14 protein-coding genes are annotated in these 14,964 nt (G+C 72.0%); 6 read left to right on the top strand and 8 right to left on the bottom strand.

Annotated features, from left to right (window positions below; translation table 11 throughout):
- Positions 1-100: 100 nt before the first annotated feature.
- The 3 genes from ACQEUX_RS01590 to ACQEUX_RS01580 form a co-directional block, all read right to left on the bottom strand.
- Positions 101-1,783 (bottom strand): CocE/NonD family hydrolase, encoded by a 1,683-nt coding sequence (locus ACQEUX_RS01590; RefSeq protein ID WP_433039995.1) that lies wholly within the window; start codon positions 1,781-1,783, stop codon positions 101-103.
- 106 nt (positions 1,784-1,889) lie between these two features.
- Complete coding sequence (locus ACQEUX_RS01585) at positions 1,890-2,765, bottom strand: transglycosylase SLT domain-containing protein (protein WP_433039993.1); 876 nt, start codon at positions 2,763-2,765, stop codon at positions 1,890-1,892.
- A 34-nt stretch (positions 2,766-2,799) separates the two neighbouring features.
- Positions 2,800-4,209: a DedA family protein gene (locus tag ACQEUX_RS01580; RefSeq protein WP_433039991.1), complete on the bottom strand. Its 1,410-nt coding sequence runs from the start codon at positions 4,207-4,209 to the stop codon at positions 2,800-2,802.
- A 133-nt stretch (positions 4,210-4,342) separates the two neighbouring features.
- On the opposite strand from ACQEUX_RS01580, the gene typA reads away from it, so the two are divergent.
- From typA to ACQEUX_RS01565, 3 genes are all read left to right on the top strand, one after another.
- Complete coding sequence (typA, locus tag ACQEUX_RS01575) at positions 4,343-6,211, top strand: translational GTPase TypA (protein WP_433039989.1); 1,869 nt, start codon at positions 4,343-4,345, stop codon at positions 6,209-6,211.
- A 119-nt stretch (positions 6,212-6,330) separates the two neighbouring features.
- Positions 6,331-7,182, top strand: a complete 852-nt coding sequence (locus ACQEUX_RS01570) for a serine hydrolase (protein ID WP_433039987.1) — start codon at positions 6,331-6,333, stop codon at positions 7,180-7,182.
- Positions 7,183-7,231: 49 nt separating this feature from the next.
- Positions 7,232-7,933: a lysoplasmalogenase gene (locus ACQEUX_RS01565; protein WP_433039985.1), complete on the top strand. Its 702-nt coding sequence runs from the start codon at positions 7,232-7,234 to the stop codon at positions 7,931-7,933.
- On the opposite strand, the gene ACQEUX_RS01560 is transcribed toward ACQEUX_RS01565, so the two are convergent.
- Positions 7,902-8,699, bottom strand: coding sequence for a tyrosine-protein phosphatase (locus tag ACQEUX_RS01560; protein ID WP_433039983.1), 798 nt, complete (start codon positions 8,697-8,699; stop codon positions 7,902-7,904). The two genes, ACQEUX_RS01565 and ACQEUX_RS01560, sit on opposite strands and share 32 nt — an antisense overlap.
- Positions 8,700-8,743: 44 nt before the next feature.
- Here ACQEUX_RS01560 and ACQEUX_RS01555 point away from each other — a divergent pair, with 44 nt between their 5' ends.
- Both ACQEUX_RS01555 and ACQEUX_RS01550 read left to right on the top strand, forming a co-directional pair.
- Positions 8,744-9,841: a mandelate racemase/muconate lactonizing enzyme family protein gene (locus ACQEUX_RS01555; RefSeq protein WP_433039981.1), complete on the top strand. Its 1,098-nt coding sequence runs from the start codon at positions 8,744-8,746 to the stop codon at positions 9,839-9,841.
- Positions 9,842-9,901: 60 nt separating this feature from the next.
- Positions 9,902-10,828, top strand: coding sequence for an NlpC/P60 family protein (locus tag ACQEUX_RS01550; RefSeq protein WP_433039979.1), 927 nt, complete (start codon positions 9,902-9,904; stop codon positions 10,826-10,828).
- A gap of 36 nt (positions 10,829-10,864) precedes the next feature.
- Here the strand turns inward: ACQEUX_RS01550 and ACQEUX_RS01545 are convergent, their stop codons facing one another.
- The gene (locus tag ACQEUX_RS01545) at positions 10,865-11,863 is read right to left on the bottom strand and encodes a TerC family protein (protein WP_433039977.1); all 999 of its coding nucleotides are present in this window, start codon (positions 11,861-11,863) and stop codon (positions 10,865-10,867) included.
- A gap of 478 nt (positions 11,864-12,341) precedes the next feature.
- Here ACQEUX_RS01545 and ACQEUX_RS01540 point away from each other — a divergent pair, with 478 nt between their 5' ends.
- Positions 12,342-12,635, top strand: coding sequence for an antibiotic biosynthesis monooxygenase family protein (locus tag ACQEUX_RS01540; RefSeq protein ID WP_433039975.1), 294 nt, complete (start codon positions 12,342-12,344; stop codon positions 12,633-12,635).
- Positions 12,636-12,764: 129 nt separating this feature from the next.
- Here ACQEUX_RS01540 and ACQEUX_RS01535 read toward each other — a convergent pair whose 3' ends face one another.
- From ACQEUX_RS01535 to ACQEUX_RS01525, 3 genes are all read right to left on the bottom strand, one after another.
- The gene (locus ACQEUX_RS01535) at positions 12,765-13,622 is read right to left on the bottom strand and encodes a helix-turn-helix domain-containing protein (RefSeq protein WP_433039973.1); all 858 of its coding nucleotides are present in this window, start codon (positions 13,620-13,622) and stop codon (positions 12,765-12,767) included.
- A 168-nt stretch (positions 13,623-13,790) separates the two neighbouring features.
- Positions 13,791-14,228, bottom strand: coding sequence for a VOC family protein (locus ACQEUX_RS01530; RefSeq protein WP_433039971.1), 438 nt, complete (start codon positions 14,226-14,228; stop codon positions 13,791-13,793).
- A gap of 122 nt (positions 14,229-14,350) precedes the next feature.
- Positions 14,351-14,890, bottom strand: a complete 540-nt coding sequence (locus tag ACQEUX_RS01525) for a hypothetical protein (RefSeq protein ID WP_433039969.1) — start codon at positions 14,888-14,890, stop codon at positions 14,351-14,353.
- Positions 14,891-14,964: the final 74 nt, after the last annotated feature.

Genomic DNA, 14,964 nt, shown 5'->3' with positions numbered 1-14,964 from the left:
CTGGGCTTCAGGCGAGCCCGGCCTACTGATGCACGGCGCCGGGCGTTGACCCAACCATAGCCCGCATTTTCGGTGAACGCCCAGCTCAGGATGGCTCTGTTCAGATTGGAGCAGACGGCGGGGCAGAGTGGACGATCGGCAACAGCAGCGCCGAGGGGTGTGCCGGGTCGTGCAGAACCTGCCGCCAGCCGGCACGCAGCGTCACCGCCGCACCGAGGGATTCGCCGGTGCCGGGGTTGCGCGCCCACCGCGGATGGGCCCCACCGGCGACCTGCACCCGCAGCCGGTGCCCGGCGGCGAACCGGTACGCGGTCGGCCAGAGCGGCACCGGAATCCGCAGCACCCCGGACGGGTCAGCCTCGAAGCGCTCGGGTGTCACCCGCACCAGACCGTCGCACACGTTCCACGAGCGACCCCGACGGTCCACGTCGCACAGTCGGACGAAGACGTCCAGGTGCGGCAGTTCGGCGCGGACGTGGATCTCGGCGCGTACCGGGCCGATCACCTCGACCGGCCCGGTCAGCGGGGCGCTGGTGTAGGTCAGCACGTCGGGGCGGGCCTCGACGCGCCGGTTGTCCACCGGGCCGGCCCGCTGGGCGACGAGCAGCGGCCCACCCAGCGACGGCGTGGGGTCGGCCGGGTCGTACCGGAACTCGTCCGGGGCCGAGACGACCGGCGGGCGCACCGCCAGCTCACCACCCGGATGCAGGTGCCAGTTGGTCTCGACCGTCGGCGGTGGCCAGTCCGGCAGGTCCCGCCAGCCACCGCCGGGACCACCCACGTGCAGCCGGACCGGGGCGGACGCGGCACGGCCCGACCGCCCACCCGCCGCCGGCGCAGCCGTCAGGTGCTCGTCGAGCCAGGCCAACCCCTCGCGCAGGGCGGCCACGAACAGGCCGGGGCTGCCGTGCGTCCACGGGCCGATCACCAGACGCGGCTGCGCGCCGACGGCGCGCAGGGTGGCGTGGTCGTCGAGCTGGGCGGGCAGGAAGATGTCGTGCCAACCGGTGACCATGACCACCGGCGCCCGCACCCGGGCCACCCGGTCGGCGAACACCCGGGTCCGCCAGTACGCGGCCTGCGGGGTGTGGTGACGCAGCCACTCCTGGAAGAACGGGATGGTCACGCCGGTGGCCACCCGGTCGGCGTCCGCCAGCGGTAGGTGCTCCAGCGCGGCGGCCAGCCGGGGTTGCCCCCGCTTGAGCTCCCACTGCCGGGCCAGCCAGGGCACGGTCTGCGCGTGCAGCAGCTCCGCCCAGGTCAGCACGGTGTCCAGGGCGAAGGACTCCCCCGCGTACGTCGAGTCCCGGGTGGCCGAGGCGGTCACCACCGCGACCATCGCGCGCAGGTCCTCGCCGGCGTCGGCGGCCAGGGCCCACTGCGCGAAGCCCTGGTAGCTGACCCCGAACATCCCGAGCTGCCCCGACCACCAGGCCTGGCGACGCAGCCAGTCCAGGGTGTCCGTTCCGTCGTCGCGCTCGTGCACGAGCGGGGCGAACGTCCCACCGGAGCCGCCGGTGCCCCGGCACGACTGGATCACGGCGTGCCGGCCCCGCGCGGCGAGCAGCCGGCCGAGCAGCCGCAGCGGTCCGCCCCGCCCGTACGGGGTGCGGATCAGCACGGTCGGCGCGTCACGCACGACCGGGGCGTAGTGATCGGTGCGCAGCACCACACCGTCGCGGGTCCGGACGGGGATGCCGCGGGTGACCCGCACCGGGCCGGGACGGGTCGGTGGCAGTCGCAGCGCGGCGGAGGCGAGGCGGGTGAGAAGCCGGTGCGGCATGGTCAGCCGGTCGGGCGGCGGGGCCGGTCGGCGCGCACCGCGTCCCGGTGGGCCCGCAGAGACTCGCTCACGAAATACTCCGAGGTGACCACGGCCGGCGTCGGCGTCAGTAGTCCAGGCAGACGCACTCGGTCATCAGCGCCCGCACGTTGCGCACGTACGACGGGTTGGGGATGGCCAGCGGCTTCCCCTCCTGCGCCACCGCACCGTGCCCGTAGTTGTACGCGGCGATGACCGCGTTGAGCAGGCAGGAATTCAGCTCGGCGGTGCACAGGGCCGGGTCCAACCGGAAGTCGGACTCGAAGTACATGTCGCCGATGTACTTGGTCGTCCAGGCCAGGTAGGTGGCGCCGAGGTAGGCGTTGTCCTGGTAGGCGTCGATCTTGTAGCTCTTCTCGAAACGCTGGTTCATCCAGGCCGCAGTGTCCGGCATCACCTGCATCAGCCCGACACCGCCGTCGCAGGCGTAGATGTTGGACTGCCAGCCGCTCTCCTGCCACGCGGTGGCCTTGAGCAGGTTGAGCGGGATCTTGATGTCCGGTGCGGAGACCGGCCAGTAGGTGCGGCCGGCCGCGTTGGTCAGTGCCACCTTCACCTCGGCCCGGGTCGCCTGGGTGCCCTTGTAACTCGGCTCACAGGAGGGCGGCGGCGGCGGTGGCGGGGCCGGCGGGGCCTCGGTCTCGGTGGGCGGCTTCGCCACCGCCAGCGGCTTCGGCGCCGCGCGGGTCGGCTTCTTCGTCGGCTTCGGCGTGGGGGACGCGCTGCGGCTCGGTGCGGCACCCATCAACGCCACGGCGCTCACCGACGGGCTCGGCTCCCCGGTGACGTCATCGGCGGGGCTGTCCGTCGGCGCGTCGGTGACCGCGACCGGCGCGGCCAGATCCTGCGGGCTCTCCCCCTTGGCGGCGCAGCCGACCAGCGCGCTCGCCAGCAGGAGCCCGGCGAGCGCCCCCGCGCCCAGCCGAGCGGTCCGTCGAACCATGCCGGTGCCTCCCCCGTGTGATCGTCGCCGCACCCTAGCAAGGTTCCACCGGGCGGCGGTGACCCTGCGACGGCGGCCGGGCCTGGCCCATCGGCTGCTCACGATCCCCCACCGCCCGGTCCCGAGTGGCCCAGGCGACCATGAACACCACCGTCCAGAGCACCCCGAGCAGCACCGCCGCGGCGGTCCCGCTCGCCGTGTCCAGGCCGAGGTAGAGCCGCGCGCCGCCGACCCCGAGCACTCCCACGACGGCGGCCGTCCACGCGGCCACCGCCACCGGCCAGCGAGCACTGCGCGACACCAGCCAGGCCAGGGTGCAGAAGCTCGCCGCGGCCACCGCGTTCTGGGTCGGCAGGGGGGCCGCCTCGCCGCCGCCGGGGGCGGTCCCGGTCAGCTCGGCCACCACGGCCAGCACCACCAGCGGCACGAACGCGCCAACCGTGCCCACCACGCTGAGCAGATCCGCCCGCCAGGGCCGGTTGCGCCACGCCAGCACCGCCGCCACCAGCGCCACCATCACGATCAGCACAGACCCGCGTACCACCGACACCAGCACCATCGTGGCGTCGGCGGCGTCCGGGGTGCGCCGGGCCGCGAACCAGCCCGCGATCGCGCCGTCCACCGCGGCCAACCCACTGTTGCGTACCGCCACGGAGAGCAGACCGGCGATGGCGAACCCGGCGGCGAAGAGCAGTACAAGCCCGGCGGCCAGGTTGAGCAGCAGCGTCCAGGCCGGGCCGATCCGCATCGCCACCAGGAAGAACAGCACCCCGTACCGGGCTGTGAGCCAGCGCACCGGGGGCAACGCGCCCGCCCGGGACAGCAGCGCGCGCACCGGGTCGGGGTTGCGACCCAGCCACCGGCCGGCCAGCACCACACCCACCAGCCCGGCCAGCAGCAGCAGCGCCACGCCGGTGGCCCGGCCGAGCAGTCGGGAGACCGTGTCGTACGACTCACCTGCGAGGTGGCCGAGCAGCACCGAGCCACCCACCCAGGTCACCACCCCGGCCAGGTTCCACGGCGCGAACCGTCGGTACGGCATGCCGGCCGCACCGGCCAGCCGGGGCACCAGCGTGCGGGCGAAAGCCACCCAACGGGCGGCGAACACGCCCCGCCCACCGAGCCGGGCGAGCATCGCGTCGGCCCGGGCCCACCGCTCGGGCCCGACCCGCTGACCCAGCCCGGCACGCAGCCGGGGGCCGTACCGCCGTCCGGCACGGAACGCCAGCCCGTCGCCGAGAACCGCCGCGACGATCATCGCGAGCAACGCCGGCCCGAGCCGCAAGGTACCGTTGTAGGTGAGGAAACCGACGAGCAGCAGGGTAGCCTCGCCCGGCACGAGCAGGCCGAAGATCACCGCGGTCTCGCCCGCCACGATCAGCGCGGCGACCAGGTAGATCCACAGGGTGGGCAGACCCTGCACCAAGGTCAGCAGGTCGTGCACTCAGGCCCCCGGGACACGGGAGCCAGCATGCCAGCCGGGGGAACCACCGGGACAGCAGTTTCACCATAGATCAGGGGCACCTAGGGGTGACCCCGACGCAGCCTGCGCGAGCGCAGGCGGAAGGATAGAGGGTATGCAGCTTCGCACCGACCTCCGCAACGTCGCCATCATCGCTCACGTCGACCACGGCAAGACCACCCTGGTCGACGCCATGTTGCGGCAGGCCGGCGCGTACGGCGCACGCGGCGAGACGACCGAGCGGGTGATGGACTCCGGGGACCTGGAACGGGAGAAGGGCATCACCATCCTGGCCAAGAACACCGGCGTGCGTTACCTGCCGGCGGACGGCTCCGACCCGGTCACCATCAACATCATCGACACCCCCGGTCACGCCGACTTCGGCGGCGAGGTGGAGCGCGGCCTGACCATGGTCGACGGTGTGGTGCTGCTCGTCGACGCCAGCGAGGGCCCCCTGCCGCAGACCCGCTTCGTGCTGCGCAAGGCGCTGCGGGCCCGGATGCCGATCATCCTGGTGATCAACAAGGTGGACCGTCCCGACGCCCGGATCAAGGAGGTCGTGGACGACACCTACGAGCTCTTCCTCGACCTGGACGCCGACGAGGAGCAGATCGACTTCCCGATCGTCTACGCCTGCGCCCGCGACGGCATCGCCTCGCTGACCCAACCCGCCGACGGCTCGGTCCCCGACGACAGCACGTCCCTGGAGCCGCTGTTCCGCGCCCTGCTGGACACCATCCCGGCACCCGCGTACGAGGACGGCGCGCCGTTGCAGGCGCACGTCACCAACCTCGACGCCTCGCCGTTCCTCGGCCGGCTGGCGCTGTGCCGGGTCCGCCAGGGCACCATCAGCAAGGGCCAGACGGTGACCTGGTGCCGCACCGACGGCAGCACCCAGCGGGTCCGCATCTCCGAGATGCTGATGACCGAGGGGCTGGAGCGCAAGCCGGCCGAGACCGCCGGTCCGGGCGACATCATCGCCGTCGCCGGCATCCCGGAGATCATGATCGGTGAGACCCTCGCCGACGCGGAGAACCCGGTGGCGCTGCCGCTGATCACCGTCGACGAGCCGGCCATCTCGATGACCATCGGCACCAACACCTCTCCGCTGGTCGGCCGGGTCAAGGGCTCCAAGGTCACCGCACGCATGGTCAAGGACCGGCTCGACAAGGAGCTGATCGGCAACGTGTCGCTGCGGGTCCTGCCCACCGAGCGGCCGGACGCCTGGGAGGTGCAGGGCCGCGGCGAGCTGGCGCTGGCCATCCTGGTCGAGCAGATGCGCCGAGAGAGCTACGAGCTGACCGTCGGCAAGCCGCAGGTGGTCACCCGGGAGATCGACGGCAAGACCTGCGAGCCGGTCGAGCGGCTGACCATCGACGCCCCCGAGGAGTACCTCGGTGCGATCACCCAGCTCCTCGCCACCCGCAAGGGCCGGATGGAGCAGCTGGTCAACCACGGCACCGGCTGGATCCGGATGGAGTGGCTGGTTCCGGCGCGTGGCCTGATCGGCTTCCGCACCGAGTTCCTCACCGACACCCGGGGCACCGGCATCCTGCACCACGTCTTCGAGTCGTACGAGCCGTGGTTCGGCGAGCTGCGTACCCGCAACAACGGTTCGCTGGTCGCCGACCGGGCCGGCGCGGTCACCGCTTTCGCGATGATCAACCTGCAGGAGCGCGGCCAGCTCTTCGTCGAGCCGACCACCGAGGTGTACGAGGGCATGATCGTCGGGGAGAACTCCCGCTCCGACGACATGGACGTCAACATCACCAAGGAGAAGAAGCTCACCAACATGCGGGCGTCGACCTCCGACGAGACCGAGAAGCTGATCCCGCCGCGCAAGCTGTCCCTGGAGCAGGCGCTGGAGTTCTGCCGCGAGGACGAGTGCGTCGAGGTCACCCCGACCGCGGTGCGCATCCGCAAGGTGGTGCTCGACCAGCAGCAGCGGGGCCGGGCCGCCGCCCGCCGCAAGCACGCCGGCTGACCCCACCAGCACCCGACACCGGGCGCGCCGACCGCTTGCGGTCGGCGCGCCCGTCCGTTTCCGGCAGGGGTACGCGGGCCGGCCCGACCGGCCGCCGCTGATCCGCTACGGTCACCCGCATGACCTGGGATGATCTCGACGCCCACCTCGATCAGGTGCCCGGCACCGTCTCGGCGTACGTGGGCCGGCTCGACGCACCACCGACCTGGACCCGGCACCCGGACGCCGCCCACTACGCCGCCAGCACGATGAAGGTGGCGGTGCTCGCCGCGCTGCACCGCGCCGCCGATGCCGGCACGCTGGACCTGGACGCCCCGGTCCCGATCGTCAACGAGTTCGACTCCGCCCAACCCGGAACGCCCCGGTTCTCCTGCGCGCGGCCGTACGACAACGACGACGCGGTCTGGGACCGGCTGGGCGGCACGGCGTCGCTGCGCTGGCTGGCCGACCGGATGATCGTGCGCTCCAGCAACCTGGCCACCAACCTGGTCATCGGGCACGTCGGGCTGCCCGCGCTGGCCGAGGTGTGGGCGCTCGCCGGTGCCCGCACCAGCATCACCGGCCGGGGCATCGAGGATTTCGCCGCCCGCGAGGCCGGCATCACCAACACGGTCACCGCCGCCGATCTGGCCGCCCTGCTCGGCGCGCTGGCCACCGGCGCCACCGCCCCGGGCCGGCTCGCCTCGCCGGCCGCCTGTTCGGCCATGCTGGACGTCCTGCTCGCCCAGGAGCACCGCGAGGACCTGGCCGCCGGCCTGCCCGACGGCACCCGCATCGCACACAAGAACGGGTGGGTACGCGGTGTGCGCCACGGCGCCGGCCTGGTGCTGCCCGACGACGCCCCGCCGTACCTGATCGCCGTCTGCACCACCACCGACCTGGCCGGCGGCGACGACGAGGTCGAGGACGACGCCTGCCGGATGCTCGCGCACATCTCGGCGCAGGTCTGGGCCGCCCGCCACCAACTCTGATCCCACCGATTGCGGCTAGGCTGCTCGCACCCCCACTCCGGAGCCGCCGATGCCCCGCAGCCGCACCCTGCTGGTCGCCTTCCTCGTCGTGACGGCGGCGAACCTGCTGGCCAACGCCACCGGCGGCGGCGTGGCCGAGCTGATCACCAAACCGCTGCTGATGCCGCTGCTGGCCGCGTACCTCTGGCGGGCCACCACCGAGCGCGGGGCCCGGCCGGACCGGCTGGTGCTCGCCGCGCTGGCCTGCTCCACCGGCGGCGACGTGGCGCTGCTGGGCGACGGCACCGGCTGGTTCGTGGCCGGCATGGCGTGCTTCCTCGCCGCGCACCTCTGCTATCTCACCGCGTTCACCCGGCACGGCGCCGCGACCCCGCTGCGCCGTGCGCCGCTGGTCGCGGTCCCGCTGGGGTACGCGGTGCTGACCGTCGTCGCACTGACCTGGATGTGGGCGGGGCTGACCGACGCCGGGCTGGCCGTCCCGGTGGCCGGTTACGCGCTCGCGCTGGCCGCGATGGCCAGCACCGCCGCCACCCAGGGCTGGCGGGTCGGCGTCGGCGCCGCGCTGTTCCTCGGGTCCGACCTGTTGATCGCCGCCGGGGTCGCCGGGGTGGCCGACCCGCCCGGCGCGCCGGTGCTGGTCATGGCGAGTTACGCCGCCGGCCAGGCGCTGATCGTCATCGGCCGGGCCGCCCGCGCCAGCACACCGCCCGGCGCGCTGGTCACTCCAGCAGTCGCGCCCGCAGCGCCGTGAGGGTCTCGTCGGCGAGCCCCAGCCCGTCCCGCAGGTACGCGTCGAACGAGCCGTGCACCCGGCGTACCTCGTCGTAACCGGCGTCGAGATACTCGGCACGGACCTCCAGCACCGGCAGCACCGCGTCGACGTCCAGTTCGGGCTGCCGCCGTCGCATCGCCTCGACGATCACCGCGCGCAGGCTGTCGGTCAGGTCGTTGTTGCGCAGGTAGTCGGCGCGGATCGCGGCCTCGTCCACCCCGAGCGCGGTCAACAGGATGACGGTGAGCCAACCGGTGCGGTCCTTGCCGGCGGAGCAGTGGTAGACCAGCGGCAGGTTCTGCGGCTGGGCGGCCAGCCGCACCGCCTCGGCGAAGCCGACCCGCGCCGACTCGCCGGTGACGAACCACCGGTAGATGGCCGCCATCGCCCCCGCCGTGCCCTGCCGGGCCAGTTCCGCGTACGCGTCCAGGTCGTGGCCGAGCAGCACCGCCGAGACGTACGTGAAGACCGGGTGTTCCGGGTCGTGCACCGGCAGGCACACCACCCGTGGCTCACCGGCGAGCCGATCCGCCGGGGCCACCGCGATCTCCGAGGAGTCGCGCAGATCCAGCACGCACGCCGGCCCCAGCTTCGCGAGCACCGGCAGGTCCTCGTCGGTCAGCCGACCCAGCGCCGGAGTGCGGATCAGCTGACCGTGGCGGACCCGCCGCCCGCCGGCGCCGGCGAGGCCGCCCAGGTCACGTGCGTTCGGTGCGCCCACCAGCTCCCAGCCCTGCCCGGTCATCCGGTCTCCCCTCCCGCTGTTCACCTACGTATAGGGTGCCCCACATGACGATCTCGGCGGTACGCACCCACCGGGTTTCGGCCCCCTTACACACCCCGTTCGTCACCGCGCTGCGGCGCACCACCACAGTGGACACGCTGGTCGTCGAACTGGTCGACGCCGACGGCCGGTCCGGCTTCGGCGAGGCGCCCCAGGTCTGGCAGGTCACCGGCGCGTCGGTCGCCGGAGCGCAGGCGTGCGTACAGGAGTTGCTCGGCCCGCGGCTGATCGGCCGCGACCCGGACGACCTGGTGACCCGGTGCACCGAGGTGCAGCGCGCCGTGGTCGGCAACGAGGCCGCGAAGGCGGCGGTGGATGTCGCCCTGCACGACCTCGCCGCCCGGCGGCTGGGCGTACCCCTGGTGCGGTTGCTGGGGGGCACCACGCTGCGGGTGCCGACGGACGTCACGCTGGCGGCGGGCGACGCGGTGGACCTGGCGGGGGCCGCGCGGCAGCGGCGGGCCGACGGCTTCGGCGTACTCAAGTTGAAGGTCGGCACCGACGCGGCCGGCGACCTGGACCGGGTGCGGGCCGTCCGCGCGGCCGTCGGCCCCGGGGTCCGGATCCGGCTCGACGCCAACCAGGGCTGGACGCCCCGGGAGGCGGTCCGGGTGATTCGTGGCATCGAGGACGCCGGGCTCGACGTGGAGCTGGTCGAGCAGCCGGTGGCCCGCTGGGACCTGGACGGGTTGGCCTGGGTCAGCGACCGGGTGTCCGTGCCGATCCTGGCCGACGAGGCGGTCTTCGGGGTCCGTGACCTGGTGGAGGTGATCCGCCGGCGGGCCGCCGACCTGGTCAACGTCAAGCTGGCCAAGTGCGGCGGGCTGCACCCGGCGCGCACCCTCCTCGACCTGGCCACCGCCCACGGGCTCGGCACGGTGGTCGGCTCGATGATGGAGAGTCAGGTCGGCATCGGGGCGGCGGCGAGCCTGGTCGCCGCGTACGGCACCACCGCGGTCGCCGACCTGGACGCCGCCTGGTGGCTGGCCTGGTCGCCGGTGCGGGGAGGAATTCGCTACGACGGGGCGACAGTGGTGCTGCCTGATGCTCCTGGCCTGGGCATCTCCGGCCTTGCTGAAGCAAAGGTGCAGACCAACGGTTGATGATCGTTGGTTTCTTTCATAGGGTTTTCCCTGGACAGCCGACACGATCTGGGGGTTGACGTGGAGCTGCAACCGGGCCGCGAGGCCGTCGTCCGGGTCGCGGTGGCGACGCTGTGGACCTCCCCCGAGGCGGTCCGCCCGGTCGACGGCCCGGCACTGACCGCCGGTGCCGACATCTCGGCCTGGATCTCCGGGATGGACACCGACCAGCAGGTCGGCGACTGCGTGCTGAGTCAGCTCCTGCTCGGCGAGCGGGTCCTCGTCAGCGAGCTGCGCCCGGACGGCTGGGCCCGAGTCGTCGCCGTCGAGCAGCCCGCCGCCAAGCTGGACCCGCGCGGCTACCCGGGCTGGCTCCCCACCGACCAACTGGCCGCGGTCGGCCCGGCCGGCACCACCGACACCGAGGCCTCGCTGGTGGTGGACGCCACGGTCACCGGGCTGCACGCCGCGCCGGACGGGCCGGTGGTGCTGCCCGGCGTGGTCGTCGGCACCCGCCTCGTCCCGGCCGGCCCCGCACGCGCGGGGTGGCAGCCGGTACACGTCCCCGGCCAGGCCGTGCCGCTCTGGCTGCCGAACGGCCAACTCGTCGCGGCGTCAGCCGCGTCCCCGACCGCCGAGCAGGCGCTCGCGGTGGCGCAGCGACTGCTCGACGTCGTCTACATCTGGGGTGGTCTCTCCGCGCACGGCATCGACTGTTCGGGGCTGGTGCACCTGGCCTGGCGCCGGTTCGGGGTGCTACTGCCCCGCGACGCCGACGACCAGGCCGTGGCCACCACCCCGCTGCCGATGGGCGCGGAACGCCCCGGTGACCTCTACTTCTTCGCCCGACCCGGCCGCAAGATCCATCACATCGGCATCGTCACCGCCATGCCCGGCGACGCCGGCCAGCGGAGGATGCTGCACGCCTGCTACCGGCGGCGGCGGGTCGTCGAGGAGCCACTGCCGGCCGAGCGGACCGCCACGCTGGTGGGCGCACACCGGGTCTGACCGGCCGGGCGCGTTCCGCACCCGGCCGGTGGCCGGTCAGCCTCGGGCGTCGGCCAACTCGCGGCGGCGGTCCCGGGAGGACTTGATCAGGCTGGCCGCGGTGGCGATGCCCAGGGTGCCGATGATGACCAGCAGTGACAGCCAGATCGGGATGTGCGGTGCCCAGCCGACGTGCTCGCCACCGTTGATGAACGGCAGGTTGTTGTCGGCCAGCGCCTCCAGCACCAGCTTGACCCCGATGAAGCCGAGCACGACGGCCAGGCCGTAGCTCAGGTAGATCAGCCGGTCGAGCAGGCCACCGAGCAGGAAGTAGAGCTGACGGAGACCCATCAGCGCGAAGACGTTCGCGGTGAAGACCAGGTACGGCTCCTGGGTGATGCCGAAGATCGCCGGGATCGAGTCCAGAGCGAAGATCAGGTCGGTGGTGCCGATCGAGATCATCACGATCAGCATCGGGGTGAACAGCCGCTTGCCGTTCGCGTGGGTGGTGAGCTTCGCGCCGTCGTAGTCCTTGGAGATCGGCAGCGCCTTGCGGCTCCACCTGATCAGCACGTTCTCGGAGAACTCGTCCTCGTCCGGCTCACCCTGCCGTGCCAGGTTGACCGCCGTGTAGATCAGGAACGCGCCGAAGATGTAGAAGACCCAGGAGAACTGGGAGATCAACGCGGCTCCGGCGGCGATGAACCCGCCGCGCATCACCAGCGCCAGCACGATGCCGACGAGCAGCACCTTCTGCTGGTACTGCCGGGGCACGCCGAAGCGAGCCATGATGATCACGAAGACGAAGAGATTGTCGACCGAGAGGCTGTACTCGGTGAGCCAGCCGGTGTAGAACTGCCCGGCCGCGCTGGCACCCGAGGTCAACCAGACACCGGCCCCGAAGAGCAGGGCCAGACCGACGTAGAACGCGACCCAGAGGCTCGACTCGCGCACACTCGGCTCGTGCGGGCGCCGACCGATGATCAACAGGTCGACGAGCAGAACCGCGGTCAGTACGACCAGCGTCCCCGCCCACACCAATCCGGACACGTCCAACGTTCATTCCTCCGGCAGACACGCGGCGTCGGGCACACCGTACGCCCCCGGAGGGGCCGGTGTGCCGCTGTCGCTCACTCTGGTGACTGTCGGAGGTCTCTTCCGCCGCCACCCGTGAACGGGGCGGCGACCTACGGGGCCGGGTCGGGCCGCCGAATGTTCGGCGATCGACCGTGCTGACGACTCCGTTGCGGGGGAATACTCCCCTCCTCGGTGACCATTGTTGCTCACCACGCCCCGTGATCACACCCCGGGCAGCCGGTGGCGCCCACCACCCTCTGGGCCGGGCGTCCCGCGGGCCACACCCGCTTGAGCATCCTAGGAGGCTAGTGTGAGCGAGGTGGTGCCCGTACCCGCCACCCGGAACGCCGTGCCGGTGAGCCAATCAATGATCACGATGCCACCCTAGGGGCACCACCGACACCGGGACAGACCCCGCGACACCACCGGCCCCGCCCGCCGTGGGAGGCTTGCCGACATGGTGCTTGAGGTCGCGCTGATCGACGTACTACCCGGACACGAGGACGCGTTCGCCGCCGCGTACGCCGAGGGTCACCCGGTGCTCGCCGGGGCACCCGGCTGCCGGACCGTGCGGATGACCCGGGGGATCGAGTCTCCGACCCGCTTCGTGCTGCTGGTCGAATGGGACTCGGTCGAGGCGCACGAGGAGAACTTCCGGGCCACCGAGCGGTTCGATCAGTGGCGGGCGTTGATCGGGCCGCACTTCGCCGGGCCGCCCCTGGTCGAGCACTTCCTCGACGTACCGGCCTGAGCCGAGCTGTCGTACCCCGCGGTTATCGTGCTCTCCGCACGCGCCGGCCGCCGGTCCCGACGGGCTCGGGGGCGCCGGGCCCGGTGGCCGCGCGGTGCTCCAGCCTGGGCGTTGTCCCGCCGGCGACTCTCACTCGCCGACGCGGCGGGCCAGCACGGTGACCGTCTCCTCCGGTGACAGCGCGGCCGCGAGCAGCGCCTCGGTCATCCGCTCGTAGCGGTCGACGTCGAGCACCGTGGCCAGCCGCACGTCGGTGGTCAACGCCTCGAGCATCACCGTCCGCGGGTCCGCCGGGTCGGGAAAGGCATAGCAGGAGTACGGCGTGAGCGGGCGCAGCCCACCACCGGCCGCCCCGTGCGGCAGCAGTCGCACCGTCACGTGGGACAGCCCGGTCACGGCGACCAGGTGCCGCAGTTGTTCACGCCAGACCGCTACCGGCAGGTCACCCGGCTCGCAGACCTCCTCGGCGAGCACCGCCGTGTAGCGCGGCGGGTACGCCCGGCGCAGGATCTCCTGCCGCAATGCCCGGGCGCGCACCTCGGCCTCCACGTCGACGTCCGGCGTGAGCTGTACGCCGGCCGCGACCAGCACCCGGGCGTACGCGGGCGTCTGGAGCAGTCCCGGCACCACCGCCGGTTGGTATTCGACGATGTCAGCGGCGCCCGCCTCCAACTCGGCGTAGGTGCGTTGCCGCTCGCTCATCTCGCCCAGCGTCTTCCACCAGCCTCGGCTGGTCGCCGCGTCCCGGGCGATCACGATCAGCGCGTCGCGGGCCGGTGCCGACACCTTGTAGATGTCGAGCAGATCCAGCACATCGGCGAGGTCCGGACGGCTCTGACCCAGCTCGATGCGGGACAACTTCGACGTCGAGGCCCAGCCCAGCCGGTCGCAGACCTGCTCCAGGGTCAGCGCCTCGCGCCGACGTAGCTGGCGCAACTCTGCGCCGAGACGTACACGTCGAATGACAGGACTCGTTGGCAGCGGCATCCCGGCCTCCCCACCGAGGGAGACTACGCAGGACGATCACCCAGTGCAATAGCTTGCTCGCACACTGCAATCAGGTCAATCCGCGCTGTCCCAGCGACTCGGGCGCTTGTCCTGCCCGAGTCCAACGTGGAGGCGGGCGGCTCCTGTCGCTTCTTGTTGGACGGACCGTCAGCTGAGCTGCTCGGCCAAGGCGACGATGATGCCCTCCGGACCACGGACGTTACAGAGCCGATAGCTGCCCTCGTACTGGACCAGCTCGCCGACGAGTTCGGCACCGTGGGTGCGCAGGCGGGCAACGACGTCCTCGATGTCGTCGACGGCGAACATGATGCGCCGTATGCCCAGCGTGTTCGCCGGTGCATCCTTCGGCTCGGCGCTGATCGCCTTCGGGCTGTGGAACTTCGTCAGCTCGACGCGGCCGTGGCCGTCCGGGGTCCGCACCACGGCGATGTCCGCTCGGACGCCGTCCAGCCCGACGAGCTGGTCCACCGATTCACCCTCGACTGCTGCCGTGCCCTCCAGCTCCATACCGAGTTCGACGAAGAACGCGATAGCAGCCGCAAGGTCGTCGACAACGATGAGGACGTTGTCCATCCGCTTGATCATGGTGGTTCTCCTGCTTCCTCACACGGCACGTCATGGCCGATGTTGTTTCCGGGGACGCAGCCAGCGCCACGTTCGCGACACCGCAAGTGTGCTGAGTTCCCGGACCTGCTGGCGGTTTGGGGTCAGTTGTAGTAGCGGCGGGCGCTGGACCCGGTCCGGGTGATGTCGGTGCCGTAGATGTGCAGGCTGATGGCGGTGCGGGGGCCCGTGTTGCGAATCCGGTGGATGTCGCCCGGCGGGGCGAAGCCGCTGACTTCGCCCGCGGGGTTCTCCCGAGTGCCGACGAGGTTGAGTTCGTCGTCATAGAGGTCTTCGTGCTCGACGCCCTGCAGGACACCCGCGACGCACCAGGTGATGTGGTCGTGAATCCTGGTGCTCTGACCAGGTCGCCAGACCAGGCCGAGGATGGAGAACGTGCCGTCCAGCTCGACGTGCAGAACGTGACCGGCCGGTCCGTCGGGGTCACCGTGCTGCTGCTCGGGAGTCAGGATGTCGGGGCCGGGCAGATACGCGCGGAGCTGATCGGCGACGAGTTCCGCGTTCCGCGTCCAGTCGGCCCGGATGCCGATCACGTGGCGCACCGCGGCGATGAGATCGTCGGTGGAGCGGGCGATGAAGCGGCCTGGGGGCGTGATCACGTACTGGAGAACCGTGCCCGCCATATCGTCCTCCTCGTTCGCGAGCGGGGTCGTCCCGTTCAGCGTTACCGAGCAAGACTCATTCGTCCAATGCCAAC

It is taken from the genome of Micromonospora sp. CA-259024 (genome assembly GCF_050936255.1).
Lineage (GTDB): Bacteria > Actinomycetota > Actinomycetes > Mycobacteriales > Micromonosporaceae > Micromonospora.
Note: the sequence above shows the minus strand (reverse complement) of the source record. Positions and strands in the feature narration are given on the sequence as shown.

Bases quoted from the DNA above. Each gene is read 5' to 3' on its own strand.
- ACQEUX_RS01590 (WP_433039995.1), bottom strand. From the start codon at position 1,783: ATGCCGCACCGGCTTCTCACCCGCCTCGCCTCCGCCGCGCTGCGACTG.
- ACQEUX_RS01585 (WP_433039993.1), bottom strand. From the start codon at position 2,765: ATGGTTCGACGGACCGCTCGGCTGGGCGCGGGGGCGCTCGCCGGGCTC.
- typA (WP_433039989.1), top strand. From the start codon at position 4,343: ATGCAGCTTCGCACCGACCTCCGCAACGTCGCCATCATCGCTCACGTC.
- ACQEUX_RS01570 (WP_433039987.1), top strand. From the start codon at position 6,331: ATGACCTGGGATGATCTCGACGCCCACCTCGATCAGGTGCCCGGCACC.
- ACQEUX_RS01565 (WP_433039985.1), top strand. From the start codon at position 7,232: ATGCCCCGCAGCCGCACCCTGCTGGTCGCCTTCCTCGTCGTGACGGCG.
- ACQEUX_RS01560 (WP_433039983.1), bottom strand. From the start codon at position 8,699: ATGACCGGGCAGGGCTGGGAGCTGGTGGGCGCACCGAACGCACGTGAC.
- ACQEUX_RS01555 (WP_433039981.1), top strand. From the start codon at position 8,744: ATGACGATCTCGGCGGTACGCACCCACCGGGTTTCGGCCCCCTTACAC.
- ACQEUX_RS01540 (WP_433039975.1), top strand. From the start codon at position 12,342: ATGGTGCTTGAGGTCGCGCTGATCGACGTACTACCCGGACACGAGGAC.
- ACQEUX_RS01535 (WP_433039973.1), bottom strand. From the start codon at position 13,622: ATGCCGCTGCCAACGAGTCCTGTCATTCGACGTGTACGTCTCGGCGCA.
- ACQEUX_RS01530 (WP_433039971.1), bottom strand. From the start codon at position 14,228: ATGATCAAGCGGATGGACAACGTCCTCATCGTTGTCGACGACCTTGCG.
- ACQEUX_RS01525 (WP_433039969.1), bottom strand. From the start codon at position 14,890: ATGGCGGGCACGGTTCTCCAGTACGTGATCACGCCCCCAGGCCGCTTC.